Below are 22,976 nucleotides of genomic sequence, written 5' to 3'. Positions count from 1 at the left end.
GGACTAGCGACAGTGGGGCGGGATGTTGCCCAGCTGCTTCAGCAGGTCCCAGCCAGTTGGCCGGTCCTTCGGCCGGTCCCACTGGGCACCGTGGCCGACCCAGTAGCCGCGCAGCTCACGCACCTGCGTCACTGTGTCGTCACCGATCCCGGACTCGTTTCCGCAGCACTCGCAGATGACATACCGAGGAAAGCCGTGCGCGAACAGTGCCTCACCGTCATCCAATCCGCAGATCCGACACGCGGTCTCGACCATGTTCTCCATGGCCACAGGCTACTGACGTCGCCAAATGCAACGACGTCTACAACTGCGCAGCCGCGCAAGCACACGGCCGCGTGACCCACGGCCCGCTGTCCACACGCTCTCGCCTCGTCGGGCGATGGTGCGGGAAGCATTCCGGTCGGCGTGGGCGGCCACGCGGTTCCCGGCACCGTGATGCCCCGTCCCTCACAAACCGACGGCCTGCCTCGTCGTACTACACGGGACCGCAACTGCCACCCCGCGACCAGCCCCGGCAGCAGCGGAACCCGCGCATCACCCCCGTACGGCGGACCACCCGGGCCGCCCCATGTCGACGCAGGAGGCAGCCAGTGAGAATCGTCGTGGCAGGTGCCGGATACGCCGGAACCCTGGCGGCGAACCGCCTGGCGAAGAAGGTGCCGGAGGCGGAGATCACCGTCATCAATCCCCGCCCGGACTTCATCGAACGTGTGCGGCTGCACCAGCAGATCGCCGCTACCGGCAAGGTCGCGACCCCGCTCACCGAGATGCTGCGGCACGGCATCACAACGCGGCTGGCGGCCGTGACGAAGATAGGTGACGGCAGCCTGGTCCTGGACACGGGAGAGTTTGCCGAGTTCGACCACCTGGTCCTGGCCGTGGGGAGCACACTCTCACCGCTGCCGGGCACGGTCCCGGTGGGCACATGGGAGGGAGCGCAAAGGGCCCGTGCGAGGCTGTCGAGTCTTCCCGCGGGCTCCACGGTGACCGTCATCGGCACGGGCCCCACCGGCATCGAGACCGCCGCCGAGGTCGCCGATGCACGGCCCGACCTGCACGTACGGCTGGTAGGCAGCCGGCTCGCGGCCTCCTTCTCCGACGGAGCCCGCCGCAGAGTGCGCGCCGGCCTGCAGCGCTTGAAGGTGTCGGTGGTGGAGGACACCGTGACGGACGTACTGCCTTGCGAAGAGGCGCCGGGGAGCGAACGTGTGCGGCTGCGGTCGGCCCCCGACCAGCCCTTGGGTTCCGATCTGACGCTCTGGGCCGTCCTGGGCACCATTCCCGACCTCGCACGACGAAGCGGCTTGGTGGTCGACGACCGCGGACGCGCCCTCGTCGACCCGTATCTGCGCAGCGTGAGCGATCCGCGGATCTTCGTCGTGGGTGATTGTGCCGCCGTCCCCGGCTCCCGCGCGGCCTGTCAGACAGCGGGCCCGCAGGGTGCCCACGCCGCCGACACCCTGGCCCGGTTGGTCCGGGACCGCGAGCCGCGGCCGTACTCCATGGGCTACTTCGGGACCGGGCTCACCCTGGGCCGACACGACGGTGTGATCCAGCTGTCCCGGCGCGATGACAGCGCGCGGCGGCAATACCTCGCGGGCCGCCCCGCGATCGTCCTCAAGGAGGCCGCCACGCTGGGCGCCAAGTACGGCTCTCGCACCGCCACCATCACCTGGCTGTCCGGCGCGAAGTAGGCGCTGCACAGCCCGCTTTGACGCTCTGATGGCGCGGCACATGCGGCACAGCGCGCACCCCGTATGAGCCAAGCCGACGTTCCGCACATGCCGATGAAAAGGAACTGTCATGTCGAATGCAGTAAGGGGAGGCCGGGCACTGGTGGTCGGCCTGGGGATATCGGGCATCGCCACCGCAGTACGCCTTCGGCAGATCGGTTGGGAGCCGGTCATCATCGAGCGGGCACCCGCCCGGCGCGAAGGCGGTTACTACATCGCACTGTTCGGTTCGGGAATCGCCTCGGCCCGGCGGCTGGGCGTGCTGGAGAAGATCGGTGACCGCGGAGGCCCGGAGATCGCCCTGTACGACGTGGACCGGGGCGGGAGCCGTCGTCCCCGCGTGAACCTCGGCTCGCTGGCCGGAGGACCTCGCCCGCTGCTGCGCGGCGATGTGGAACAGGGGCTGTACTCGGCGCTACCGGATGACGTGGAGATCCGCTACACAACCGTGCCCACCCGCATTGTCCAAGACGCGTCCGGCGCACAGGTCTCGCTGCGCGACACCGCGGCCGACACGTCGGTCGACGAACGCTTCGACCTCGTCGTGGGCGCCGACGGCATGCGCTCCACCGTGCGGAGACTGGCCTTTGCCCATCAGTACGATCTCCACCCCCTCAACTACATGATCGGCGTCACTCTCCTGGACAGGCCGGTCGACGGATTCGGCCCGGCCGAAGGGCTCATCCTGGCCGAGCCGGGCCGTTCGGCCTGGGCTTTCCCCTTCGCCGATCGGCCACCGAGCCTGCTGTTCTCCTACCGCACCCGGGATGTCGACGCCGAGTTCGGCCGTCCGCCCATCGAGTCCATCCGCGCCGCGTTCGGGCCCGAACCCACCGGCCCGCTCCTGGAGGGCCTGCTGAACCGCTACGAGCAGGCCCCTGACGCCTTGTTCGACTCGGTGCAGCAGGTGAAGATGCCCCGCTGGCACAGCGGCCGGGTCGTCCTGATCGGTGATGCCGCCTGGTGCATGACGCTGTACTCGGGCATGGGAGTGTCCAGTGGAATCGCGGGCGGGGAACTGCTGGGCACCATGCTGCAACGCCACCGCGGCGAGGTGACCGGGGCGCTGCGGGCCTGGGAGTCAAGGATGCGGCCCTTCATCCGGGCCCAGCAGGACAATGCGCTGGTCGCCGGGCGGCGGATGTTCACCCCGCTGGATCGCAAGGAGCTGGCCGTTCGCGCCGGGATGAGACACCTGATGCGCATGCCCGGCCTGGGCAAGACCGTCTGCAGGAAGCTGCTCGACAGCAAGGACATGCGGGCGAAGAACATGGATGTCGCCGCTCCCCGGGCGTAATCCGCACGGCGCCCGACCGGAGGACGGTCTCAGTCCTCCCCCGGTGCGGCGGGCGGCAGCCCCCGCTCGCTCACGTGCGCACGCAGCAGGTCGTCGAAGGCCCGCACGGCCGCCGAGCGGTGGCCGCCGGAGCGGGTCAGCAGTGCTGCCGTGCGGTGCGGCAGCGGCGGCCGCAGCGGCACCTGCGAGAGCCCCGGCCGGTCCAGCGCCACGGCGGTCGGCAGCACGGTGGCCAGCGCTCCGCCCCGCACGATCTCAAGGAGCGCCAGCGCGGAGTCGGCCTCGACGGCCACGCGCGCCGTGACACCCTGCGCGGCGAAGTAGGCGTCGATGCGGGCGCGGGTCGCGAAGTCGCCGGCGAGCAGCGCCAGGTCGCGTCCGGCCAGTTCGGCGACCGGCAGCGGCGCGGCCTCCAGCCCGCCGCCGGCGACCACGCCGAGCGTTTCGGTGAACAGCGGCTCGGCCGCTACGCCGGGCTCGGAATCACCGGTGAAGCCGATGCCCGCGTCCAGTTCGCCGGCGAGCAGCGCTGCCCCGATGCGCTCCTGCGTCGCTTCGCGGACGGTCAGGTCGAGCCCGGGGTACCGGGCGTGCAGGGCGTGCAGGAGCGGTCCGACGAGGTAGGCGGTGAAGGTGGGTGTGACGCCGAGGCGCAGCTGCCCGCGCGAGAGGTCCGCCACGTCCCGTACGGCCCGGTCGGCTGCGGCGATCTCGCGCAGGGCGCTGCGCGCGTGGTCGACGTAGACCGCGCCCGCGTCGGTGGGGCGCACGGTGCGCCCGGTCCGGTCGAGCAGCGGCAGGCCGACGGCCCGCTCCAGCGCGCGGATCTGCTGCGACAGGGTCGGCTGGGAGACGTGCAGCGCCTCGGCAGCGCCGGTGAAGGTGCCGTGCTCGACGACGGCGAGAAGGTAGCGCAGGTGGCGCAGTTCCACGGGAGCCATACCGCGAGCGTAACGCCGGGCATAGGTCCCATCTATAGCTGGCATGGTCAGTGCGTCTTGGACGCTATAGCGCCAGGTCCGCCACACTGGGGGAAGATCCGACAGCAGCCGAAATGATCTGATCCGGAGGCTCCTCATGGACTTCGTCCAGCGCACGATCGACCTGGCCCGCACCAATGTCCAGGAGGGCGGCCGCCCCTTCGCCACCGTCATCGTCAGGGACGGCGAGATCATCGCCGAGCGCGCCAACCAGGTCGCCCAGAGCCACGACCCCACCGCGCACGCCGAGGTGCTGGCCATCCGGGACGCGTGCGTCAAGCTCGGCACCGAACACCTGACGGGCACCACGATCTACGTGCTGGCGCAGCCGTGCCCCATGTGCCTGGGCGCGCTGTACTACTGCTCGCCCGACGAGGTCGTGTTCGTCACGACCCGCAAGGCCTACGAGCCGCACTACGTCGACGACCGCAAGTACTTCGAACTGAGCACGTTCTACGACGAGTTCGCCAAGCCCTGGCAGGAGCGCCGGCTGCCGATGCGGCATGAGCCGCGCGAGAGCGCCGTGGACGTGTACCGCCTGTGGCAGGACCGAAATGGCGGCGATCGCCGCGTGCCGGGCGCGCCGGGGGCTGATGACGCCGACTGAAACGGGAGCCCTGCCCGCCGGGACGGCCGCGGCTGCCGCGCACCCGATCCTGACACCACGGGCGTTGGAGGCCGGCCTTGCCGACGCCTGCCGCGAAGAGCGGCCACCCCGTCCCTCGGGCGGCAGACCAGGGGCGGCACCAGGCCCGCACGAACACCGTGTGCCGGACGGATCATGGGCCGCTGGACGACGTACTTCCAGTCATCACGACAGACGCGGCCCGGGAGTTGGGCGCTCCCCCGTTCACGCCCCCCGCTCGAGGGCGCACCACCTACCGTTGAGGTGAGTGGGCCGGGGCCGACGGGGGCGCCACCATCCCACCGGCGCGAGGGCGTGTTACGAACCCTTCATGCGTACAGCCAAGCCCGCTCTCGCAGTGGCCTTCAGCGCGGCCCTTCTCTTCAGCCTCGCCTCTTCACCCGCCCCGGCAGCCGACTACGTGCAGATCACGGACACCCGCGACGGCGGATGTCTCTCCGCGGGCGGAGGCAACGACATCAACCGGCTCCCGGTTGTCATCGACGTCTGCACACCGGACATGCCCGACGACAAGTGGCGGCGGCCGAACACCACAACCACCACCTACCGCAACAAATTCAACGACGCCTGCCTGGTCACCAACGGACACGACACCCAGCCCAACACCTCGCCCTGCGACGGCGGGCCGGCACAGAAGTGGATCCGGAGGAATGCCACCACCGGTGTGCGACTGGAAAGTGCCCGCTACCGGGGCTGGTGCATCGGCCGGATCTCCGGCGGCGCCGGCGTCAAAGGCGACGTCAGCCTCGTCCCCTGCGCCCGCGCCACCATCTGGCGGTAGGACAGGACCACGTTCACCTCGTAATCCGCTGTGAGAAGACCGCTGCCTCATATGCCTCATACGAAGCAGCGGTCAGTCGCCCTCGCATCGTTCCTGCTCTGGGCCGCCCCCGTGATGGGTGCTCAGGTCACGGCCAGATGGCTCCGGCGGTGGCGGGGCGCCTCGATTTCGTCCAGCAGGGCGACGGCGAAGTCGTCGTAGGAAATGCGCTCCGCCATGTCGCCGAACTCCCGCCTGCCGTAGCCGCCCCGGCGCTCTCCCCCGTGGTCGAAGTCGCCGGCCGGGCTCACATACAGCCAGTCCAGCGCTCCGCCCTCGGTGCGCAGCACCTCCAGACCGGCGGCGTGGGCCAGACAGAAGGGCCGGAACTGCACGGGGAAATCCGGCACGTCCATCAGGCGCGTGCCGTTGGGGCCCGGCAGCAGCGCGGAGAGCCCGACCAGGACCAGCCTGCCCACCGCCGCCTGCCCCAGACCGCGCACCAGGGCGTGCGCCGCGCTTGTGAAGAATGCGTCCGGATCGGTGCCCTCGCCGTACACCGCTGCCGCACTGACCGCGGCGTCGTGGCCCTTCGCGAGGGCGGCGACGTCCACGGCGTCCGTGACATCACCGGCAACGACCTTGGCACCGCTGTCCGCCAGGCCGCCGTGGCGCGCGGGGTCGCGGACCACCGCCGTGACCTGGTGGCCACGCCCGCTTGCCTCGGCGACGGCGCTGCGCCCCGCCCGGCCGCCCGCGCCGAACACAATGATGTTGCTCATCTCCGGAGTACCTCCTGTCGGATCGGTGCTCCGGAAGGTATCGGTGAGGGCGGTTACCAGTTGGATACCGCCGATCACCGGATGCTGCTCCCGAACCACCGGAAGCTGGAAGGCGCATGACGGACCTTGTCGATGAGTTGGTCCTCGACGACATCCCCAACTACGGCCGGTCCGTCCGGGCGATCTTTCTGCGGGCGGAAATGCTCAGGCTCCTGCCAGAGCCGCGCGAACCGGACCGTCCTCGACGGTCACGAACGTCACGGACCACGCGCCGCGTCCGGGCGCCCCAGGTGATGACACCGAGGGCCTGCCGGCAGTGAGGCTCCTGGTTCACAGCGAAGACGAAGGTCACCTGCGAGCCCTGCTCATCCTTCAAGCCTGCGCCAATCGGGCATGGCCTCGCCTACTCTGCGCCGCCCTGTGTCCGAGCACTTGACGGCCCCTGGGCAGGAGAGGCTGTTCGAGCTCCGGCGAGCCACGTATACGCAGTGAAGCCGGCAGCCATGCCAAGTACGGCGATCACGACTGGCTTCTCACGGTGAACCTGTCTTAGTTGGGGCCTGGTTGGAGGAGTTTGAAGATCAGACGTGCGGCGGTGCGCTGGGCCGCCTGACGTAGACGGACCGGGGCCGGGCGGCGGCGGGGCGGCCGTGGTGCAGCGGTGGCGAGGCGGGGGAAGAGCGCTTCGGCGTTGGTGTGGTTGATGGCTGTGAGTGTGTCCGTGCCGACGGTGCCGTCGAGGCCGCTGGTGAAGTACTGCCCGGCGCGGGTGGGCGCGAAAGGCCAGTCGCTGCCGAAGAGGATGCGGTCGGGGCGGGCAAAAGCGAGGAGCGTGGGCAGGGCTGTGGGGCTGGAGGACATGGCCGTGTCGAAGTAGAAGGTCTGGAAGTCGTCCAGTACGTCCAGGGGGCTGCGGTTGGTGTCGTTGGCGAGGGTGAGGGCCATGCGGTGGGAGGCGTAGGGGAGGAAGCCGCCGGCGTGGCTGAGGATGAACCGGATGTGGGGGTAGCGGCGGGTAACGCCGTTGCGGACGAGAAGGTAGGCGGCCCGGGCGGTGTCGAGGAGGAAGTCAGCGGCGAAGGGCGGGATGCCGTCCACGGGGGGTGCGGGGAGCTGGGCGGGGTGGATGAAGGCCACGGCGCGGCGGTCGTCCAGGGTTTGCCACAGTGCTTCCTGGCCAGGGGTTCCGAGGTAGGTGCCGCGGTTGTTGGCGAGCAGGGTGACACCGTCGGCTCCGAGGGTGTCCAGTGCCCGTGCGGCCTCGGCCGCCGAGGCGGCGGTGTAGGGCATGGGGAGGGTGGCGAAGAAGCCGAAACGCCCTGGATGGTCGGCGCTCACGGTCGCACAGTGATCATTCAGTCGTTGTGCCAGGGTGGTGGCCTCTGCCGGGTCGGCGAGGAAGCCGGTTCCGGGCGTGGAGACGGACAGGATGGCCGCCCGGGTGTCCAGTAGGTCCATCAGCTCCAACGCTGAGGCGGCGCTCCAGTCGGGCAGGGCCCGGCCGCCGGCCTCGGCGATGCCTGCCTTGGTGAGCGCGTCGCGGTAGAACGTGGGCACGATGTGCTGGTGGACGTCGATGCGCTGTGCCGGTTGGGTCACGAAGCGGCCTTTCATGAGCGTTGAGTGTGCAGAAGCGGCGTGGGAGAAGCCGGAAACCTGGTAACGGTCACTCCCCGATGAGGTGACCACGTTCCTGTGTCAGCTGTCGGGGATGCCTGCTCCGCTCAGTGCCGGCACGGTGTTCTCGGGGCGGGTCAGGGAGCGGGCGCCCGCGCGGAACTGGGCGAGCTTGTCGACGATGGTCTGACCGACGGGGAGGTGGCCCCAGATGCTGATGCCCTGGTGGGTGGTGGGTTCCCAGGTGCTCTCGTCGATGACGAGGGGGTTCCATCCGACTTCCCACTCGAAGCCGGATGGGGTCCGCGCGTAGTACGAGAGTTCACGGTCGTTCGTGTGCTGGCCGACGGACAGGGCCATGTCGAAGCCGAGTTCGTGGACGCGTTGGTAGCTCTGGGCGACGTCGTCGAGTGTGGCGGCCTGGATGTTGAGGTGTTGAACTCGCGTGGGGATGGGGTCGATCGGCAGACCCCGGGTGGCGGCCACGGCGATCGAGTGGTGGCGTTCGTTGACGCGCAGGAAGCGGATCTTGAGTTTGACGCCGCTGATGGTCTCGTCGATGTAGTCCGTCAGGCGTGCGTCGAAGACGGTGTTGAAGTACCCCCGGACCCGGGCCGGTTTGGTGGAGGTCAGTGCGATGTGGCCCATGCCGGGGTCGCCGGTGACGAAGGCGGAGGCGAGCATGCGCAGCGGTGCGGCGGATTTCACCGGGCTGGTGTAGATCTCCTGGGTGATTCCTTTGGGGCCCGGGAAGCGCAGCAGGCGTTCGACGCCTCGCAGGGCGGCTTCCTCGTCGGTGCCTGCGGCTAGGGGGACGCCGTGGGCGCGGATGCGGGCTTCTATCTGTTCGAAGGCGGCGTGGTCGTCGATGTGCCAGCCGGTGGTGACGATGTCTTCGGCGGGGCCGCGGCGAAGCAGGAAGCGGCATTCCTGGTCGTCGAGCCGGAACCGCATCAGGTCGCGGGAGAGGGGGTCGTGGTGCATGCCGATGGCGTCGGTCCCGAAGCGCTGCCAGTCGGCGAAGCGGTTGGTCTCGATGATGATGTAGCCGAGGTGGACGGCTCCGAAGACGGACGGGGCGTGGGGTGTGGTCATCGTCGGCCTGCCAGGAAGTCGGCGCTGAGGCGGTTGAAGAGTTCGGCGCGCTCGAACTGCACCCAGTGCCCGGTGTTGGCGACCATGTACAGGTCGCAGTTGGGCATGCGGTCGGCGAGCATGGGGCCGCCGGAGGGGCGGTTGACTTTGTCTTTGGCGCCCCAGAGCACGAGGGTGGGCACGGGGAGTCGGTTCAGGCGGCGGTCGCGGGTGAAGTCCATCTTCACGAGCGTGCGCAGTGCCTGTGGCCCGGAGGGGCGGCGCAGCGGGGGTGCGGCGATCACTTCGGGGTCGATGCTGGCCCGGTAGCGCTCGTCGATGGCTGTGTCGGGGACGTCTGCGGCGTTGAAGACGAGATAGTTGCGGATGAACTTCTCCAGTTTCAGCCGGGAGGGTCCGTCACCGGTGTAGTAGTTGAGCAGACTGTTGAGGCCGGGTGTGGGCAGGGCGCGCGTGGTGCCGATGCCGCCGGGTCCCATCAGCACCATGCGGTCGACCCGGTCGGGGGTGTCCAGGGCGAGGCGCAGGGCGCAGGCGCCTCCGTAGGAGTTGCCGACCAGGTGGGCCTTGTCCAGGTCGAGTGCGTTCATCAGGCCGCGGATGCCGTCGGCGAGGTGGCCGAAGGGATCGGTGGGGTCGATGCCCTTGGTGCTGCGGCCGTAGCCGGGCAGGTCCGGGACGACGACGCGGTACTCCTTGGCGAGTTCGGTGATGTTCCGGGCGTAGTTGGAGACGCCCGAGGCGCCGGGGCCGCCTCCGTGCAGGAGCAGAACCGGCGGGCCGTCGCCCGTCTCGGCGGCGAAGATCTTTCTGCTGCCGCCGATGTCGTACGTCGTCGCCTGCATCGCGGGCAGACCGGTCGGTGTGTGCATGCTGTTCCTCACTGGGTGGTGGCCGGGGTCGGACGAGAGGCTGTGGCGGTGAGGCCCGGGGGTGGTGACGGGAGCAGCGCGCCGTGGGAAGCAGCGGCGTAGACGTAGGCGTCCGGGCGCAGGGCGAGAACGGTCACGCGGCGGGCGGTCATCCAGGGCAACAGGACGTTGTCGCAGTCGACGAGGGTGCCTTCGGCCGGCGGTGAGCCCGCGGGGGTGACGGCAAGCGAGACCGATCCCGTCCGGTCCCAGCCCGGCTGAGCAGTCGTCTTGCGCGCGTGAAGCAACAGCCACCGGCCCGCGAGCGCGTCGTCCAGGCGGACCCGGGTGCCATCGGCGTTGGTCACCCGGGGTTGGGGGATCTGATGGCCGGACGCTCTGGTCCGGGGGCGCGCCTGGAGGCCGGCGTCGTAGTGGGCGACCGGGATCCAGTTGGAGTCCTGCATCCAGTTGCTGAAGCCGGGCACCCGATCCAGCATGCGCAGCGTGCGGTCGCGGGCGCGGGTCACCGGCAGGCGCCGTTCGGTGATCATCCGGCCGACGAACACCGCCCGTTTGGTGACCTCCTGCACGTGCGGTTTGCGTTCGCTCTCGTAGGTGTCGAGGACTGCTTCGGGAAGCTCTCCTCGCAGCACGGCGTCGAGTTTCCAGGAGAGGTTGGCTACGTCGCGCACCCCTGCGGCCATGCCTTGGCCGATCCACGGCGGCATGGCGTGTGCCGCGTCGCCGGCCAGGAAGATGCGGCCGGAGCGGAAGCGGGAAGCGAAGCGGACGTGGTGGCTGTAGACGGTGGCTCGCAGGACCTTGATGCTGTCGCGGCTGATTCCGTACCGGGCGACGAGCCGGTATACGGCGTCTTCGGTGGTGAGCTTCTTCTCGTCGTCGCCGGGAAGGATCGGGAACTCCCAGCGGTGGTGCCCGAGCGGGGTCGGGCAGTCCACGGCCGGGCGGGCCGGGTCGCAGTGGAAGCGCAGCTTGTCGTGATCTGGCCATGGCTTGAGCATCTTCGTGTCGATGACCACCCAGCGGTCCTCGTACGTGCTGCCTTCGTAGCCGATGTTGAGCTGGGCGCGCGTGAGGCTGGAACCGCCGTCGGCCGCGATCACGTAGGAGGCGCGCAGCCGGCGGACGGAATCGTCGGCCGTGCCGACGAGCGTCAGCTCCACCCCCTCGGCGTCCTGGCGCACCCGCAGGCATTCGTGCCCCAGCAGCACCCGTACGTTCGGAAAGCGGTCGACGCCTTCGCGGAGCACCTGCTCCAGGGCCGGCTGGTAGATGAACATCTGCGGCGGATGACCGTGGCCGCGGGGTGTGGGCCGTGCGCTGACGAACGGGCGGCCGTGGGCGTCGACGAAGTCGACGGGCCGCTCGGCCAGCATGTCCTGCTTGAGCCGCTCGGCCAGCCCGGCGCGCTGCCAGATCCGCAGAACCTCCTCGTCGGTGGAGATGGCCCGAGCGCGCGCGAAGACCTCGCCGTCTCGGTCCAGGGCCACGACCTTCAGGCCCATCCCGCCCAGCAGGTTCGCGGCCGTCACCCCCGTGGGCCCGTAACCGATCACCGCCACGTCGTACGCGTCGTCCCCGGCCCCCAGGTCTCGAGCACCAATCGCTGCCACCGGGCCACCTCGCTCTCTCTCGCTCGCCACACGCCTTGATGTAGCGCTCACTCCAATTGGAGTGAGCGCTACGGTAAACTCGACGCGAGATACGGTCAAGGGTCGGCGCAACACGAGGGGAGACCCCATTGACCAGGACCCAGGCGGCACGCAAGAAGCGGGCGAACGGGGTGGAGTCACGACAGCGCATCCTTGACGCCGCCGCCGAGATCGCCGGCGAACGCGGGTACGAGGGCACGTCCATCGCGGCCGTCAGCGCCAAGTGCGGACTGCCCGCCAGCTCGATCTACTGGCACTTCAAGCACAAGGACGACCTGATCGCCGCCGTCATCGAGCGCAGCTTCGAGACGTGGCTGGCAGCGGTCGAACTGCCGGACGAACAGACGGGAAGTCCGCTGGAACGGGTCACCGTGATGGCCGCGAACGTGGCGAAGTCGCTGCTCGACGCACCCGACTTCCTGCGCCTGGGCCTGATGCTCGCACTGGAGCGCCGCCCCGACGCGCCCCGGGGACGGACCGTGTTCCTCCAGGTGAGAGAGACCGCCAGCCAGAAGATGGTCGAGATGGGTCGAACCCTTTTCCCCGACTTGGACGAGAAGGGGATCCGTACGCTGGCGACCTACGCCGTGGCTGGTGCGGACGGCCTGTTCGTGCAACGAGAACTCAACGGGGAGGCGGTCGACCTGGTGGCGATGTTCGAGTTGCACGCCCGACTGGTCCACGACGCGGCCCGTCGCTTGGCCGCCGGGACCTCAGGCTGACCGCAGTCGTCACTGCTCCGGCGAGAGCGGTCTGTCTCCCGCACGAACGGCAGGGCCTGTTACCGGTCCGCACCGGAGCGCAACACGCGGGACAAGCCCAGGGCCGCCGTTGGAGGTGGAACGCGCCGCCCACTACCTGCCCGCCTACGCCGGCAACCTCGACATCATGGCCTCGGCCGTCCTGGCCACCGGCAGGCAGAACTGACGGTACGTGTAGCGGGAAGTGGGTCGGAGCACTCGGCAGACGGTGGTCCGCGCCTATCCCCCGCCCTGGCCTTCGGCGCTGCCGATCCGGCGCAGGGCCAGGAGCGTGGCGTCGTCGGTGCGGTGCGGGCCGTCCAGGCGGGCCACGAGCCGTTCGACGTAAGCCTGGAGTTCGGCGTGGCCGGCGCCCGGGGCCGCTTCCTGGAAGCAGTCTTGCGCTGCGTCCAGGAAGCGGCGGGTGTCCTGGTCCGGGTCGGCCGGACGGCGTTCGGTCAGGCCGTCCGAGTACATCAGGACAATGTCGCCGACCTCCAGCGGTGTCTCGGTGGCGCCGTAGTGGGTGGCGGGCAGGACGCCCAGCGGGAGTGCGGGGCCGCCGTCGGGCGTCGGCAGTTGGGTGGCGCGGCCGTCGCGGACCAGGGCGGGGCGCGGATGTCCGGCGCAGGCCCAGCGCAGCAGGGAACGTTCGGGATGGTAGCGGGCGATGATCGCGGTGGCGGTGGACTCGTCGCCGTCGGCACAGGCCACCTCGTTGAGCCACTGGGTCAGGCGCTCGACGGGTTGCTCGGTGTAGGCAAGACCGGCGAGCGCGTATCTGAGTTTGGCCATCAGGGTGGCCGCGTCGAGACCGTGTCCGCGGGCGTCGCCCAGCGCGATCAGGAGGCGGCCATCGGGCAGCTTGCGGGCCTTGTACCAGTCGCCGCCGATTCCCGCTTCCCGGGCGTCGGGGCGGTAGACGGCCGCGGCCTCCAGGCCGTAGGCGTCCAGTTCGTCCTGGAACTGGGGCAGTACCGCGTCGCGCAGGACGCCGGCGATCTCCGCGACGGCTTCGGCGCGCTCGTGTGCGCGGCGGGCCTTGCCCTCGGCGCGTGCGGCGGCCTCGCGTCGGCGCCGGTCGGTGGTGACGTCGATGAGGACGGCCCGCACGGCCCACACCAGGCTGCCGGGAGCGATGCGCACCGGTTCGGCGACCATGCGGAAGACGCGCTCGCCGCTGTCCCGCAGGCGCACTTCGCACTCGGCGGTGCGCTTGCGCAGGATGACGTCGTACAGCATCCGGTACAGGGCGGGCAGGCTGTCGGGCGTGACCGCGGTCGCCAGGTCGGACAGGCCGGGTACGGGGGCATCGTCGGCCAGGCCGAGCACCTGGCGGAAGCCGCGGGAGGGTTCGACACCGTGGTCGCCGAGATTCCACTCCGCCCAGCATGTGCGCACCAGCCGCTGGGCGGCAGCGGCCATCCGGTGCCGGTCGCCCCGTTCCCAGGTGAGCAGGAAGTGCTCCCCGCAGGGCGCGACGCGGACCTCGTCGTGCATCCGCACTGCCCCCGAGGGCGTGCACACCACCCACTCCACCATTTCGGGCCCCTGCGGCCTGCCCAGGCGCAACGCGTCGGCCAGCATGCGGGAGATCGCCGTACGGGTCAGGGACGGGAAGCGGTCGAACAGCGACACCGGGCCGGCCTGCGGGGTCACGGAGGCCTGAGGGGTGCCAGATGCCGGGGGGATCCGCGAGGCCGCGTCGGCCCGGGCCGCGGCGTTCTGGCTCAGGTAGAGGGCGTCCTCAAGTTCGCCGTTCTCGCCGAAGACGGCACTGACCAGCAGAGCCGGCACCGCGAGCGCGTCGAGCACCTGCTGCCCCGAGGGCGGGGGCGTGGGCGAGGGCGCCCCGGGCGGTGCGGGCGCCTGCGTGGAGGCGGCGGGGACGGCGGGGGCGGTCCGGTGGAGCTCGGCATAGGCCGTGATCCGGCGCCGCTGGGCCTCCAACAGCTCCTGTACCGCCTGCAGTTCCAGACGTGAGCGCACGCCGCCCGCCGAAGAGGGGTCGTCCATGGGCATAGCGGCCCTTCGCGGTACGGGAGGTGTGCCGACAGTGCCGCAACAGCATCGAGGCGACCGGTCAGGGCCGCCAGTCGGCGTGGGCCGGGTGGCGGTCACGTTCACCACCACGGCGCCGGGCGGCCGGTGCGTCCGGGTGCGGGTGCGCGGGGCCGGCCGCGGGGCCGGGGCTGGGGACGGCCTGCCCGCGACGAACCGCGCCCAACGTCCTGTCCGTGCGGGCATTTCGCCTCGCGGGGCCAGGGCAGTAAGGGGACTTGTGCCCTGGTGGGGTGTGGGGCAGGCCACGGTAAGGTGGCCTTTATGTCTGAAATGCCCGATGAGCGTGACGACGGGAGAGGCTACTGGAGCCCTCCCGCTCACGACGCCCCGTCCCTGCTGTCCGGGACCCGCATCCTGCTGGGGGATCGCGACGACCGGGCGGCATCGGCCGCCGCCGGCGTGCTGCGGGCCCACGGGGCCGCGCAGGTGGTCACCGTCGGGTCCGCGGAAGAGTTCCTGCGGGCGGCTCTCAGGCCCCCCGCCGGCGTACCGGACTGGGACGCGGCCGTCTGGGACACCGGGCTGAGCGGGCAGGACGACGCCCTCACCGCCTTTCTGGAGGGCTGGCACGCGCGGCATCCGGCGGTGCCGGTCGTCGTGGCGGAGGACGCGCCGAGCACCCGCCGTGCCGTCGCGGCCCTGCGCGGCCATGCCGCCGACATGGTCGAGCGCGGGGATCCGGCCGTGCTGGTGGCGGCCGTGGTCCGGGTCCTGCACAGCCGGCCCGCCGCGGTGCCGCAGGAGCAGGTGAGCATGCTGGTCGTCGGTGCGCACCCGGACGACGTGGAGATCGGCGCCGGGGGCACCATCCGCCGGCGGGCCGACGAGGGCTGGGACGTCACCATCCTGACGCTCTCGCAGGGCGCCGGGGGCGGCGACCCCGAGCGGCGCCGCGCCGAAGCCCACAGCGCCGCCGAGGTCATGGGCGCTCGTCTGGTGATGGAGGACCTGCCCGACGGCAGCATGACCGACAACAGCAGCACGGTCAGGACCATCGAGCGGACGGTGGCCGAGACCCGGCCCGACGTCGTGCTCGTGCACTCCGACAGCGACACCCACCAGGACCACCGGGCCGTGCACCGCGCCACGCTCGTGGCCTGCCGCCAGGTGCAGCGCCTGGCCTGCTACCAGTCGCCGTCGGCCACCGTCTCCTACCAGCCCAACCGCTTCATCGGACTGCGCGAGTCCCACGTGGCCGCGAAGCTCTCGGCCATCCGCGCCCACCGCTCCCAGGCCGCCAGCCGCTGGTACCTGGAGGAGGACCTGCTGCGCTCCACCGTCCGCTACTGGGGCCGCTTCTCCCGGGCCCGCTTCGCAGAACCCCTGGAGGTCATCCGTGACGCCGCGCCCCTCGGGCACTTCCCCGCAGACCATGTCTGAGCCCCGCCAGGACCCTCCCGGCCCCGACCTTTCGGCGCCGCTGGGACGGCCCCCCAGAGTCCTGGTCACCGGCGCCGGCGGCCCGTCGGGGGTGTGCTTCCTGCGGGCCCTGGAGGGCAGAGCGGAGCGCTACGCGGCGGACATCGACCCCAACGGCGCGGGCCTGTACCTGGTCCCGCGCGCCTACCGGCTGCTGCTGCCGCCCGGCGACGCCCCGCACTTCGCGCAGGCCGTCCTGGCCCTGTGCCGCCGCTACGCCGTCGACGTCCTCGTCCCGACCGTGGACGTCGAACTGGTGGTCCTGTCCCGCGCCGCCGACGCCTTCGCGGAGGCGGGCGTGCGCGTCCTGGTCCCCTCCATGCCCGCGCTGCAGAGCTGTCTGGACAAGTGGCGTCTTGCCGAGGCGTGCGAGGGGGCGGTACGCCTGCCGGTCACCCGGCTGCTGGCCCCCGGCCGGGACCAGGCGGGCATCGACGGCGGCTTCGCGGGCGGTTTCCCCGCCATGGCCAAACCCCGTACCGGCTCCGGCTCCCGCGGTATCACCCTGGTCGAGGGCGAGGGCGACCTGGCCCGGCTCCCGCAGGACGGCTCCTACCTCCTGCAGGAGCTGCTGCCGGGCACCGAGTACTCCGTGGACGTGCTCACCGACACGGCCGGACGCGTGGTGGCCGCGGTCCCCCGGGCCCGCGACAAGACCGACTCGGGGATCGTCGTCGCGGGCCGCATCCTGCACGCGCCCCACCTGTCCGCGCTCGCCGAGGACACCGTGCGCGCCCTGGGCCTGCGCGGCGTCCTGAACGTCCAGGTCCGCGAGGACCGGGACGGCAAGCCCGCGCTCCTGGAGGTCAACCCCCGCCCGCCCGGCGGACTCTCGCTCACCGTCGCCGCGGGAGTGGACATGCCCGGCTGGGCGGTGGCCTCGCTCCTGGGCGCCGAACTGCCCCAGCGCATCGAGCACCGCCAGGCCGCCGTCGTACGCCACTGGCAGGACGTCGTCCTGCATCCGGCGGAACTGGGCGACATGGGCGACGTGCGCGAAGCCGGGCCACAGGAGGGGGCCGGGCCGGGAGGACCGGCATGAGCCGGCGGCTCCCCCACCCCGCCCTGCGCACGGACCTGCACACCCACACCGACTTCTCCGACGGCCGCGACCCGCTGAACCGTGTCGTCGCCGCCGCCGAGTCGGCCGGCCTGCACACCCTGGTCCTCACCGACCACGTACGCGCCGACACCACCTACCTGCCGCACTACGTGGCCGCCGTGCAGCATGCCCGCACCACCACTGCCCTGCGCCTGGTCTGCGGCGTCGAAGCGAAAATCATGGACACCGCAGGGCACATCGACCTGCCGGACGACCTGACCGGCATCGACCACATCGCCGTCGCCGATCACCGGTTTCCGCTGCCGGACGGGCCGGCCCACCCCGAGGCGGTCCGCGCACGTCTGGCGGCGGGCACCATGGAGCGCGCCGAGGCCCTCGAACTGCTGGTGCGGGCCACCACGCGGGCGGTGGCCAGGATTCCGGCGGGCCGCTCCGCGCACCTGGCCCACCTTTTCAGCGTCCTGCCCAAGGCGGGGCTGGAGGAGGCGGAGGTCGACGCCGCCCTGCTCGCCCCGCTGGCCCGCGCCTGCCGCACCCACGGGGTCGCGGTCGAACTCAACGAGAAGTGGCGCTGCCCCAGCCCGCGGACCGCTGCCCTGCTGGCCCGCGCCGGAGTCCGCATCGCCGCGGGCAGCGACGCGCACCACGCCGCCGCCGTCGGCGTCTTCCCCTGGGTGGCCACGGCGCTCGCCGGGACGGAGGAACGGTGCACACCCTGAAGGAGATCCTGCACACCGCCGCCGAAGTGATCGTCTTCGTGGGCGCGGTGCCGCTGGTCACCGCCGTGTTCCAGTTCCTCCTCATCGGCCTGCAGCGCTTCCGGCATCTGTACGAGGACCCGGACACGCTGCCCCTGCCGCACACCGCCGTCCTCATTCCCGCCTGGAACGAGGCCCCCGTCCTGACCGCCTCCGTCGAGGGACTGCTGGCGCTGCGCTACCCGCCCGACCGGCTGCGCGTGATCGTCATCGACGACGCCAGCACCGACGAGACGCCCGCGGTCATGCGGGAACTGACCAGCCGGCACCCCGGCCGGGTGGTGCACCTGCGCCGCCAGAACGGCGGCCAGGGCAAGGCCCACACCCTCAACCACGGTCTGGACCACGTGCTGGGCGACGACTGGGCGGAAACCGTCCTGATCATGGATGCCGACGTCGTGCTCGACCGCGACGCCCTGTGGCGCATGACCCGCCACCTCGCCGATCCGGACGTGGGCGCGGTGACCGCCTACATCAAGGAGGGCAGCGGCAAGCAGGGCAACTACCTCACCCGCTACATCGCCTACGAGTACATCACCGCCCAAGCCGCCGCCCGCCGCGCGCAGAACGTGCTCGGCGTCGTCGCCTGCCTGGCCGGCGGGGCGCAACTGCACACCCGGCGCAACCTGGAAGCCATCGGCGGACGGATCGACACGAGCACACTCGCCGAGGACACCGTCACCACCTTTGAGACCCAACTGGCCGGACGCCGCGTGATCTTCGACGGTTTCGCCACCGTGCTCGCCGAGGAACCCGCCGACCTGGCCGGGCTGTGGAAACAGCGGCTTCGCTGGGCGCGCGGCAACGTGCAGGTCACCCGGCGGTACAAGAGCATCTGGTTCCGGGGGCGCACGGCACACGGCCAGGGACACCGCCTCGGCTCGTGGCTCTTCGGCCTGATCTGGTTCTCGCTCCTGGCCACACCCGTCCTGCTGGTGGCCTGCTCCGCCTCGCTGCTCTACCTCTACTTCACCGACCACGAGCGGGCCTGGCCCCTGTTCCACTACCTCTGGGTGATCAACCTCGTCTGCTACCTGCTGATCACACTGATGGCCGCCGTGATCGACCCCGGCACGTTCCGGCGCAGCTGGTTCGAGGCCCTGATCTACCCCGGTGTGATCGCCACCGCGATCCTGGTGATCACGGCGCTGCCGGGCGTCTTCCTGCCGCTGCTGGAACGCTCCGGGCTGCTGCCCGCGGACGGATCGGTGCATCCGCTGATGCTCGTCATCTACACCTGGCTCGCGCTGTCGATGCCCATCGCCTGGATCGCCAAGCTGCTGACGGGCACCCGGCTGCGGTGGCTGGCGCCGCCGTTGCTGCACCTGGCCGGGTACGGCGCGCTGCTGGCCGCCTGCCAGGTCGCCTCGTTCGTCCAGGAGATGCGCCATGCGGAGCTGCGCTGGGACAAGACGGAGAAGACGGGAAAGGTGGCGGCAGGGCAATGAGGAGCGACGACGACGGTGCCACAGCCGCTCCCCCGCCGGACGGCCCCGATCCGCACGCCCCGGCCCCACACGCTGATCCGCACACCCTGGCCCGCCACGCTGATCCGCGCGCCCTGGCCCGCCACGCCCGGGACCTCACGCGCCGGGACCGGCGCAGCGACCGGCGTCTGTTCTGGTGGGCGCTCCTGGTCCTGCTGCTGATCGCGGCCGCCCTCGCCGCCCGCTGGCAGTGGCTGCTGTGACAGCGGCCCGCTAGCCCAGGTCGAACGGGTTGTCGCCGCGCGCCGCCATCGCGAACCAGGCCGTCGTACCGGTGTGCAGACTGGCGTACAACTTGTCGCCGTCACCCGTGTCCAGCCCGTCGGAGGACGCCGCGACAAGACCGTAGCCGTCCGCGTTCGGCGCACCGGACTGCGCCGAACGCAAGGAATCCAGGAACCGGTCGGCCTGGCTGGAATCGCCGCTGCCGTCCCTCGCCCGCAGCGCGCACGCCAGATGGGCGGTGCCCTCGAACCACACCTTCGACGTGTCGGCGTCGCTCACCGACACCCCGACGAACCCGCCGTCCTTCGCGGCCAGGTTCCTCCGCGCCCAGTCAACAGAACCCGCGTGCCGCCCGTCCTTGGTCGCCAGATAGGACCAGGTCTGCGGATCCTCGGGCACCGGCGTGCGGTTCACCGTTTTGCCGTCCGTGCCCGTACCGGTCCAGAACGCGCCCCGCTCCTGGTCCCACATCGCGTGCAAGAACGCGGCGGCCGTGTCCGCCCGCTTGCCCCACACGTCGTCGCCCGAGACCTCGGCAAGCCGCCGGAAGAACCCGGTGACGTCGATGTTGTGCTCGGTCGACTTCCAGCGCAGCGCGGTGCCGCCGGAGTTGAAGCCTCCCGTATAGCCGTCGATGCCCCGGGAACTGTAGGCGTTGTCCTGGATCCACTGCGCCATGCGCAGGGCCCCTGCGCGGAAGGCGGCCGTGCCGGTGGCGTGGTGCGCGTGCAGCAGCGCGAGCCCGGCCCAGGCCGAGGTTCCGGTGAAGGAGTCCGCGGCGGCCGGCTCCGGCACGCGCTTCCCGGCGGGCAGCTTCCCCGACGTGTAGGACTGGCGCAGCCGCCCGTCGTCCTCGCTGTCCCGGTCCTGGAGGTCCAGGAGCGTCCGCGCCAGTGCCTCGGCCCGCTTGAGGTCACCGTCCTGGCCGCGCTTGCAGTACGCGATGAGCGTGACCGCGACGTCGTAGGTGAAGGCGACCGTGGAGTGGTGCCGCGCCATATAGCCGCCGGTGTAGCTCCGCGGAAGCCCCGGACGGGTGCCCGCGGCTTCGTCCACGCAGCGGTCCAGGAACGTGTAGGCGCGCTCGACGGAGTCACCGGAGGCAGCGGCACCGTCCGCCGAACACCCGCCGATGGCTCCGCCGGCGCCTCCCATCGCGCAGCTGGCGAGCAGCATCGTGAACATCCGCCGATTCATGCGCACTCGTGACATTTGGCCATCTTGCCCGTGCGGAGCCGCTCACGGCATGCGGACCACGCCCGAGGCGGGGCCGTCCGCCTGGCCGTCGAGGCGCCGACGGCCCTCGCGGAGTCATTGTCGGTTCCTGTGTATTGATCAGTGTGGTCGGACTTCCCAGGTCGGCAGTTGGAGCTGCTCGTTGTTCACGATGATGTCGGCGTGGTCGGTCGGGTGGGCTGTGGCGAAGTAGAGCTGCTGGGCGGGGATGTAGCGGTGGCGCCAGGACCGTTCGATTTCGGCGGTGTCGGCGGTGTCGGCCGTGGATCCGGCCAGTGCTGCGCCCCGGTCCCTGGCGCGCTCTACTGTCCGTTCGAAGGGAACGGACACGAAGATGCGCAGGTCCCATCGGTCGATGAGTTCCGGGCGCAGGAGGAAGACGCCGTCGAAGAGCAGTACGGCGTGTGCGGGGGCGGTCGCGGCCGGCGGGGACGATGGGGTGTCGGTGTCACGGTCGTAGACCGCGTGCCGGAACCTTCGGTCTCCGCCCGGGCCCAGCGGATCGAGCAGGACCCGGCACAGGGCAGCATGGTCGTGGGCGTCGAAGTAGCAGCCGTCGGCCGAGTACTGGCCGCGTCGGTAACGCTGTGCACGGGGGAAGAGGAAGTCGTCGACGGTCGCGCGGATGACGTTGCGGTCCTGCGCGCGCAGGGCGACGGCGAGCTCGTCGGCCAGCGTGGTCTTGCCGGAAGCGGGCGGCCCGTCGATTGCGACCCGCAGCGGGTGCGCCCTCGTGACGGATCTGACCTCCTCGGCCAGTCGGCTGATGAGCTCGCCTCGGGTGCCTTGGTCCATTGCTGCCTCTCTCACGGTGTTTTTGTTGAGCACCCACGTCAGGCTGCGGTCGCCGGCTCGCGTTCGACGAGGGCGCCTCGTTCGAAGCGGGCGCCGGCGCGGACCAGCGAGCCACACGTATCCGTGGTCGGTGGTGGCGAGATCACGGTCCTGGAAGGTCGTGGGGCCGGCCTGCCACTGTCCGGTCAACCGGGTCAACAGGGTGACGGTGGGCGGGGACAGCCCGGCCAAGGTACCCGGGAACTGCCCCGGCGCGGGGGCGAAGTCGCCGGTCGACGGGCCGTGCAGACCTGTCCGGTGCGGTGGCGCGCAGGCGGCCCCGAACCACCATCACCCACGCGTCCACCCGCGCATGGCTCGACACCCCGGCCAGCTCCTGGCCCCTCTAACGCCCACCGCACAACCGGCCATCTACCGGCCCGCAACCTTGCAGGCGCCGGCAGGCGGCCGTGCCGCCCATCTCTGCCGGTGCGAGCGGGACAAGCCCGGTGTAGATAGGAACCATGCCGCCGCGTCCCGATGCAATGCGCCGACCGGTGCGAGCGGGGCGGGCGTTGGTCGCCATCCCGATCGCGTGGATCGTTGCGGTGTCCGTGATCGACATTCTTGCGCCGCCCGACATCCATTTGGGGCCGCTGCTCGTCGCGGCTCCGGCGATCACACCGTCGTTCGGCGGCCCCCGGGCGGTGGGACTGGTCGCTGCGCTGGCGGTGATCGCGCAGACGACGATCGGGGTGGTGCGCGACCCTGACGACTTGCTCTCGGCCAACCACGAGGCACAGATCGCCGCCCTGGTGCTGGTCGGCACGAGCCTCGTGATCTTCTGCGTACTGCGCGAGCGCCGGGCCAACGAGCTGACCCAGGTGCGGTACGTGTCCGAGGCCGCCCAGCGTGTCGTGCTGCCGCCGCTGCCCACGCGGCTCGGACCGCTGCGCGTCGCCTCCCTGTACCTCGCCGCGGAGGCCGAGGCCCAGATCGGCGGGGATCTGTACGCGGCGGCACGCACCGCCTCCGGCACCCGGCTGATCATCGGCGACGTGCGGGGCAAGGGGATGACCGCGGTCAATGATGCCGCCCTGCTGCTGGGAGCGTTCCGGGTTGCGGCCCACCGCCAGGCGAACCTGGACGAGTTGGTGACCTACCTCGACCACAGCGTGTGCTGGGACCTGACGGAACCGGGCGAGACGGGCCGGTACGGAGAAACATTCATCACCGCCGCCATCCTGGACATCCCCGACAGCGGCACCCGAGTCCAGATGATCTCCTGCGGTCACCCGCCGCCGGTCATCCTGCGCGACGGCCGGCCGACGACGATGGACGCCCTTCATCCCGCGCCGCCGCTGGGCCTGGGCGAACTGGCACACCCGCGCTACCACGTCGAAAGCTTCGAGTTCGAGCCAGGAGACCTTCTGCTGCTGTACACGGACGGCGTCACCGAGGCCCGCGACGCCAGCGGCGCCTTCTACCCGCTCGCCGAGCGCATCACCGGCTGGAGCGAGATCGACCCCGACGCGTTCCTGCACCGCTTCCGCCGCGACCTGCTGCACCACATCGGCGGACACCTCAACGACGACGCCGCCATGATCGCCGTTGAGCGCCTCGCCACGCCCGGGGCCTGATCATCCGGCCGCGGACCCCGTGCGCCCGGCCACCGGCCAACAGGGGCCGCTTGGCAAAACCGTCCCCGCAGTGATGCTCCCTCACTTGCCGACCGGCGCGACGGCCGCCTGTTCCCCGCGTGTGCGGGGCTGG

General features: G+C 71.0%; 21 protein-coding genes. 11 read left to right on the top strand and 10 right to left on the bottom strand.

Features of this window, described 5'->3' with window-relative positions:
* Positions 1–3: 3 nt before the first annotated feature.
* Positions 4–264, bottom strand: coding sequence for a hypothetical protein (locus ACWFR3_RS01345; protein ID WP_453732438.1), 261 nt, complete (start codon positions 262–264; stop codon positions 4–6).
* 326 nt (positions 265–590) lie between these two features.
* Here ACWFR3_RS01345 and ACWFR3_RS01340 point away from each other — a divergent pair, with 326 nt between their 5' ends.
* Positions 591–1,694, top strand: coding sequence for an NAD(P)/FAD-dependent oxidoreductase (locus ACWFR3_RS01340; RefSeq protein ID WP_453732437.1), 1,104 nt, complete (start codon positions 591–593; stop codon positions 1,692–1,694).
* A gap of 109 nt (positions 1,695–1,803) precedes the next feature.
* A complete protein-coding gene (locus ACWFR3_RS01335; RefSeq protein WP_453732436.1) occupies positions 1,804–3,030 on the top strand; it encodes an FAD-dependent monooxygenase in 1,227 nt (408 codons plus the stop codon).
* 29 nt (positions 3,031–3,059) lie between these two features.
* On the opposite strand, the gene cynR is transcribed toward ACWFR3_RS01335, so the two are convergent.
* Entirely contained in the window at positions 3,060–3,971 is a 912-nt protein-coding gene (gene cynR / locus ACWFR3_RS01330; protein ID WP_453732435.1) for a transcriptional regulator CynR, read from the bottom strand.
* Between the two features lie 136 nt (positions 3,972–4,107).
* Here cynR and ACWFR3_RS01325 point away from each other — a divergent pair, with 136 nt between their 5' ends.
* Both ACWFR3_RS01325 and ACWFR3_RS01320 read left to right on the top strand, forming a co-directional pair.
* A complete protein-coding gene (locus ACWFR3_RS01325) occupies positions 4,108–4,617 on the top strand; it encodes a nucleoside deaminase (protein WP_453732434.1) in 510 nt (169 codons plus the stop codon).
* 349 nt (positions 4,618–4,966) lie between these two features.
* Positions 4,967–5,437: an RICIN domain-containing protein gene (locus ACWFR3_RS01320; RefSeq protein ID WP_453732433.1), complete on the top strand. Its 471-nt coding sequence runs from the start codon at positions 4,967–4,969 to the stop codon at positions 5,435–5,437.
* A 122-nt stretch (positions 5,438–5,559) separates the two neighbouring features.
* Here ACWFR3_RS01320 and ACWFR3_RS01315 read toward each other — a convergent pair whose 3' ends face one another.
* The 5 genes from ACWFR3_RS01315 to ACWFR3_RS01295 all read right to left on the bottom strand — a co-directional run bounded on the left by ACWFR3_RS01315 (position 5,560) and on the right by ACWFR3_RS01295 (position 11,398).
* Positions 5,560–6,198 (bottom strand): NAD(P)-dependent oxidoreductase, encoded by a 639-nt coding sequence (locus ACWFR3_RS01315; RefSeq protein WP_453732432.1) that lies wholly within the window; start codon positions 6,196–6,198, stop codon positions 5,560–5,562.
* A 549-nt stretch (positions 6,199–6,747) separates the two neighbouring features.
* The gene (locus ACWFR3_RS01310) at positions 6,748–7,812 is read right to left on the bottom strand and encodes an amidohydrolase family protein (RefSeq protein WP_453732431.1); all 1,065 of its coding nucleotides are present in this window, start codon (positions 7,810–7,812) and stop codon (positions 6,748–6,750) included.
* Positions 7,813–7,896: 84 nt separating this feature from the next.
* Positions 7,897–8,910: a VOC family protein gene (locus tag ACWFR3_RS01305; protein WP_453732430.1), complete on the bottom strand. Its 1,014-nt coding sequence runs from the start codon at positions 8,908–8,910 to the stop codon at positions 7,897–7,899.
* Positions 8,907–9,782 carry an alpha/beta fold hydrolase gene (locus ACWFR3_RS01300; protein WP_453732429.1) on the bottom strand — a complete coding sequence of 292 codons (876 nt, stop codon included), beginning with the start codon at positions 9,780–9,782 and terminating at the stop codon, positions 8,907–8,909. The genes ACWFR3_RS01305 and ACWFR3_RS01300 overlap by 4 nt, the downstream gene beginning before the upstream one ends.
* Before the next feature lie 8 nt (positions 9,783–9,790).
* Positions 9,791–11,398 carry a bifunctional 3-(3-hydroxy-phenyl)propionate/3-hydroxycinnamic acid hydroxylase gene (locus tag ACWFR3_RS01295; RefSeq protein WP_453732428.1) on the bottom strand — a complete coding sequence of 536 codons (1,608 nt, stop codon included), beginning with the start codon at positions 11,396–11,398 and terminating at the stop codon, positions 9,791–9,793.
* 128 nt (positions 11,399–11,526) lie between these two features.
* Between ACWFR3_RS01295 and ACWFR3_RS01290 the strand changes: the two genes are divergently transcribed.
* Positions 11,527–12,159: a TetR family transcriptional regulator gene (locus ACWFR3_RS01290; protein WP_453732427.1), complete on the top strand. Its 633-nt coding sequence runs from the start codon at positions 11,527–11,529 to the stop codon at positions 12,157–12,159.
* 258 nt (positions 12,160–12,417) lie between these two features.
* On the opposite strand, the gene ACWFR3_RS01285 is transcribed toward ACWFR3_RS01290, so the two are convergent.
* Entirely contained in the window at positions 12,418–14,193 is a 1,776-nt protein-coding gene (locus ACWFR3_RS01285; protein WP_453732426.1) for a PP2C family protein-serine/threonine phosphatase, read from the bottom strand.
* A gap of 309 nt (positions 14,194–14,502) precedes the next feature.
* On the opposite strand from ACWFR3_RS01285, the gene ACWFR3_RS01280 reads away from it, so the two are divergent.
* The 5 genes from ACWFR3_RS01280 to ACWFR3_RS01260 are packed head-to-tail and all read left to right on the top strand — an operon-like array spanning position 14,503 to position 19,171.
* Positions 14,503–15,621, top strand: a complete 1,119-nt coding sequence (locus ACWFR3_RS01280; RefSeq protein ID WP_453732425.1) for a PIG-L deacetylase family protein — start codon at positions 14,503–14,505, stop codon at positions 15,619–15,621.
* The gene (locus ACWFR3_RS01275; RefSeq protein ID WP_453732424.1) at positions 15,614–16,702 is read left to right on the top strand and encodes an ATP-grasp domain-containing protein; all 1,089 of its coding nucleotides are present in this window, start codon (positions 15,614–15,616) and stop codon (positions 16,700–16,702) included. The genes ACWFR3_RS01280 and ACWFR3_RS01275 overlap by 8 nt, the downstream gene beginning before the upstream one ends.
* Complete coding sequence (locus tag ACWFR3_RS01270) at positions 16,699–17,442, top strand: PHP domain-containing protein (protein WP_453732423.1); 744 nt, start codon at positions 16,699–16,701, stop codon at positions 17,440–17,442. The genes ACWFR3_RS01275 and ACWFR3_RS01270 overlap by 4 nt, the downstream gene beginning before the upstream one ends.
* Complete coding sequence (locus ACWFR3_RS01265) at positions 17,430–18,929, top strand: glycosyltransferase (RefSeq protein WP_453732422.1); 1,500 nt, start codon at positions 17,430–17,432, stop codon at positions 18,927–18,929. The genes ACWFR3_RS01270 and ACWFR3_RS01265 overlap by 13 nt, the downstream gene beginning before the upstream one ends.
* Positions 18,926–19,171: a hypothetical protein gene (locus ACWFR3_RS01260; RefSeq protein WP_453732421.1), complete on the top strand. Its 246-nt coding sequence runs from the start codon at positions 18,926–18,928 to the stop codon at positions 19,169–19,171. The genes ACWFR3_RS01265 and ACWFR3_RS01260 overlap by 4 nt, the downstream gene beginning before the upstream one ends.
* 10 nt (positions 19,172–19,181) lie before the next feature.
* Here the strand turns inward: ACWFR3_RS01260 and ACWFR3_RS01255 are convergent, their stop codons facing one another.
* On the bottom strand, positions 19,182–20,405 hold the full coding sequence (locus ACWFR3_RS01255; RefSeq protein WP_453732420.1) for a hypothetical protein: 1,224 nt from the start codon (positions 20,403–20,405) through the stop codon (positions 19,182–19,184).
* A 123-nt stretch (positions 20,406–20,528) separates the two neighbouring features.
* A complete protein-coding gene (locus ACWFR3_RS01250; protein WP_453732419.1) occupies positions 20,529–21,224 on the bottom strand; it encodes a cytidylate kinase family protein in 696 nt (231 codons plus the stop codon).
* A 503-nt stretch (positions 21,225–21,727) separates the two neighbouring features.
* Here ACWFR3_RS01250 and ACWFR3_RS01245 point away from each other — a divergent pair.
* Complete coding sequence (locus ACWFR3_RS01245; RefSeq protein WP_453732418.1) at positions 21,728–22,843, top strand: PP2C family protein-serine/threonine phosphatase; 1,116 nt, start codon at positions 21,728–21,730, stop codon at positions 22,841–22,843.
* Positions 22,844–22,976: the final 133 nt, after the last annotated feature.

It is taken from the genome of Streptomyces sp. NPDC055189, from assembly GCF_053606765.1.
Note: the sequence above shows the minus strand (reverse complement) of the source record. Positions and strands in the feature narration are given on the sequence as shown.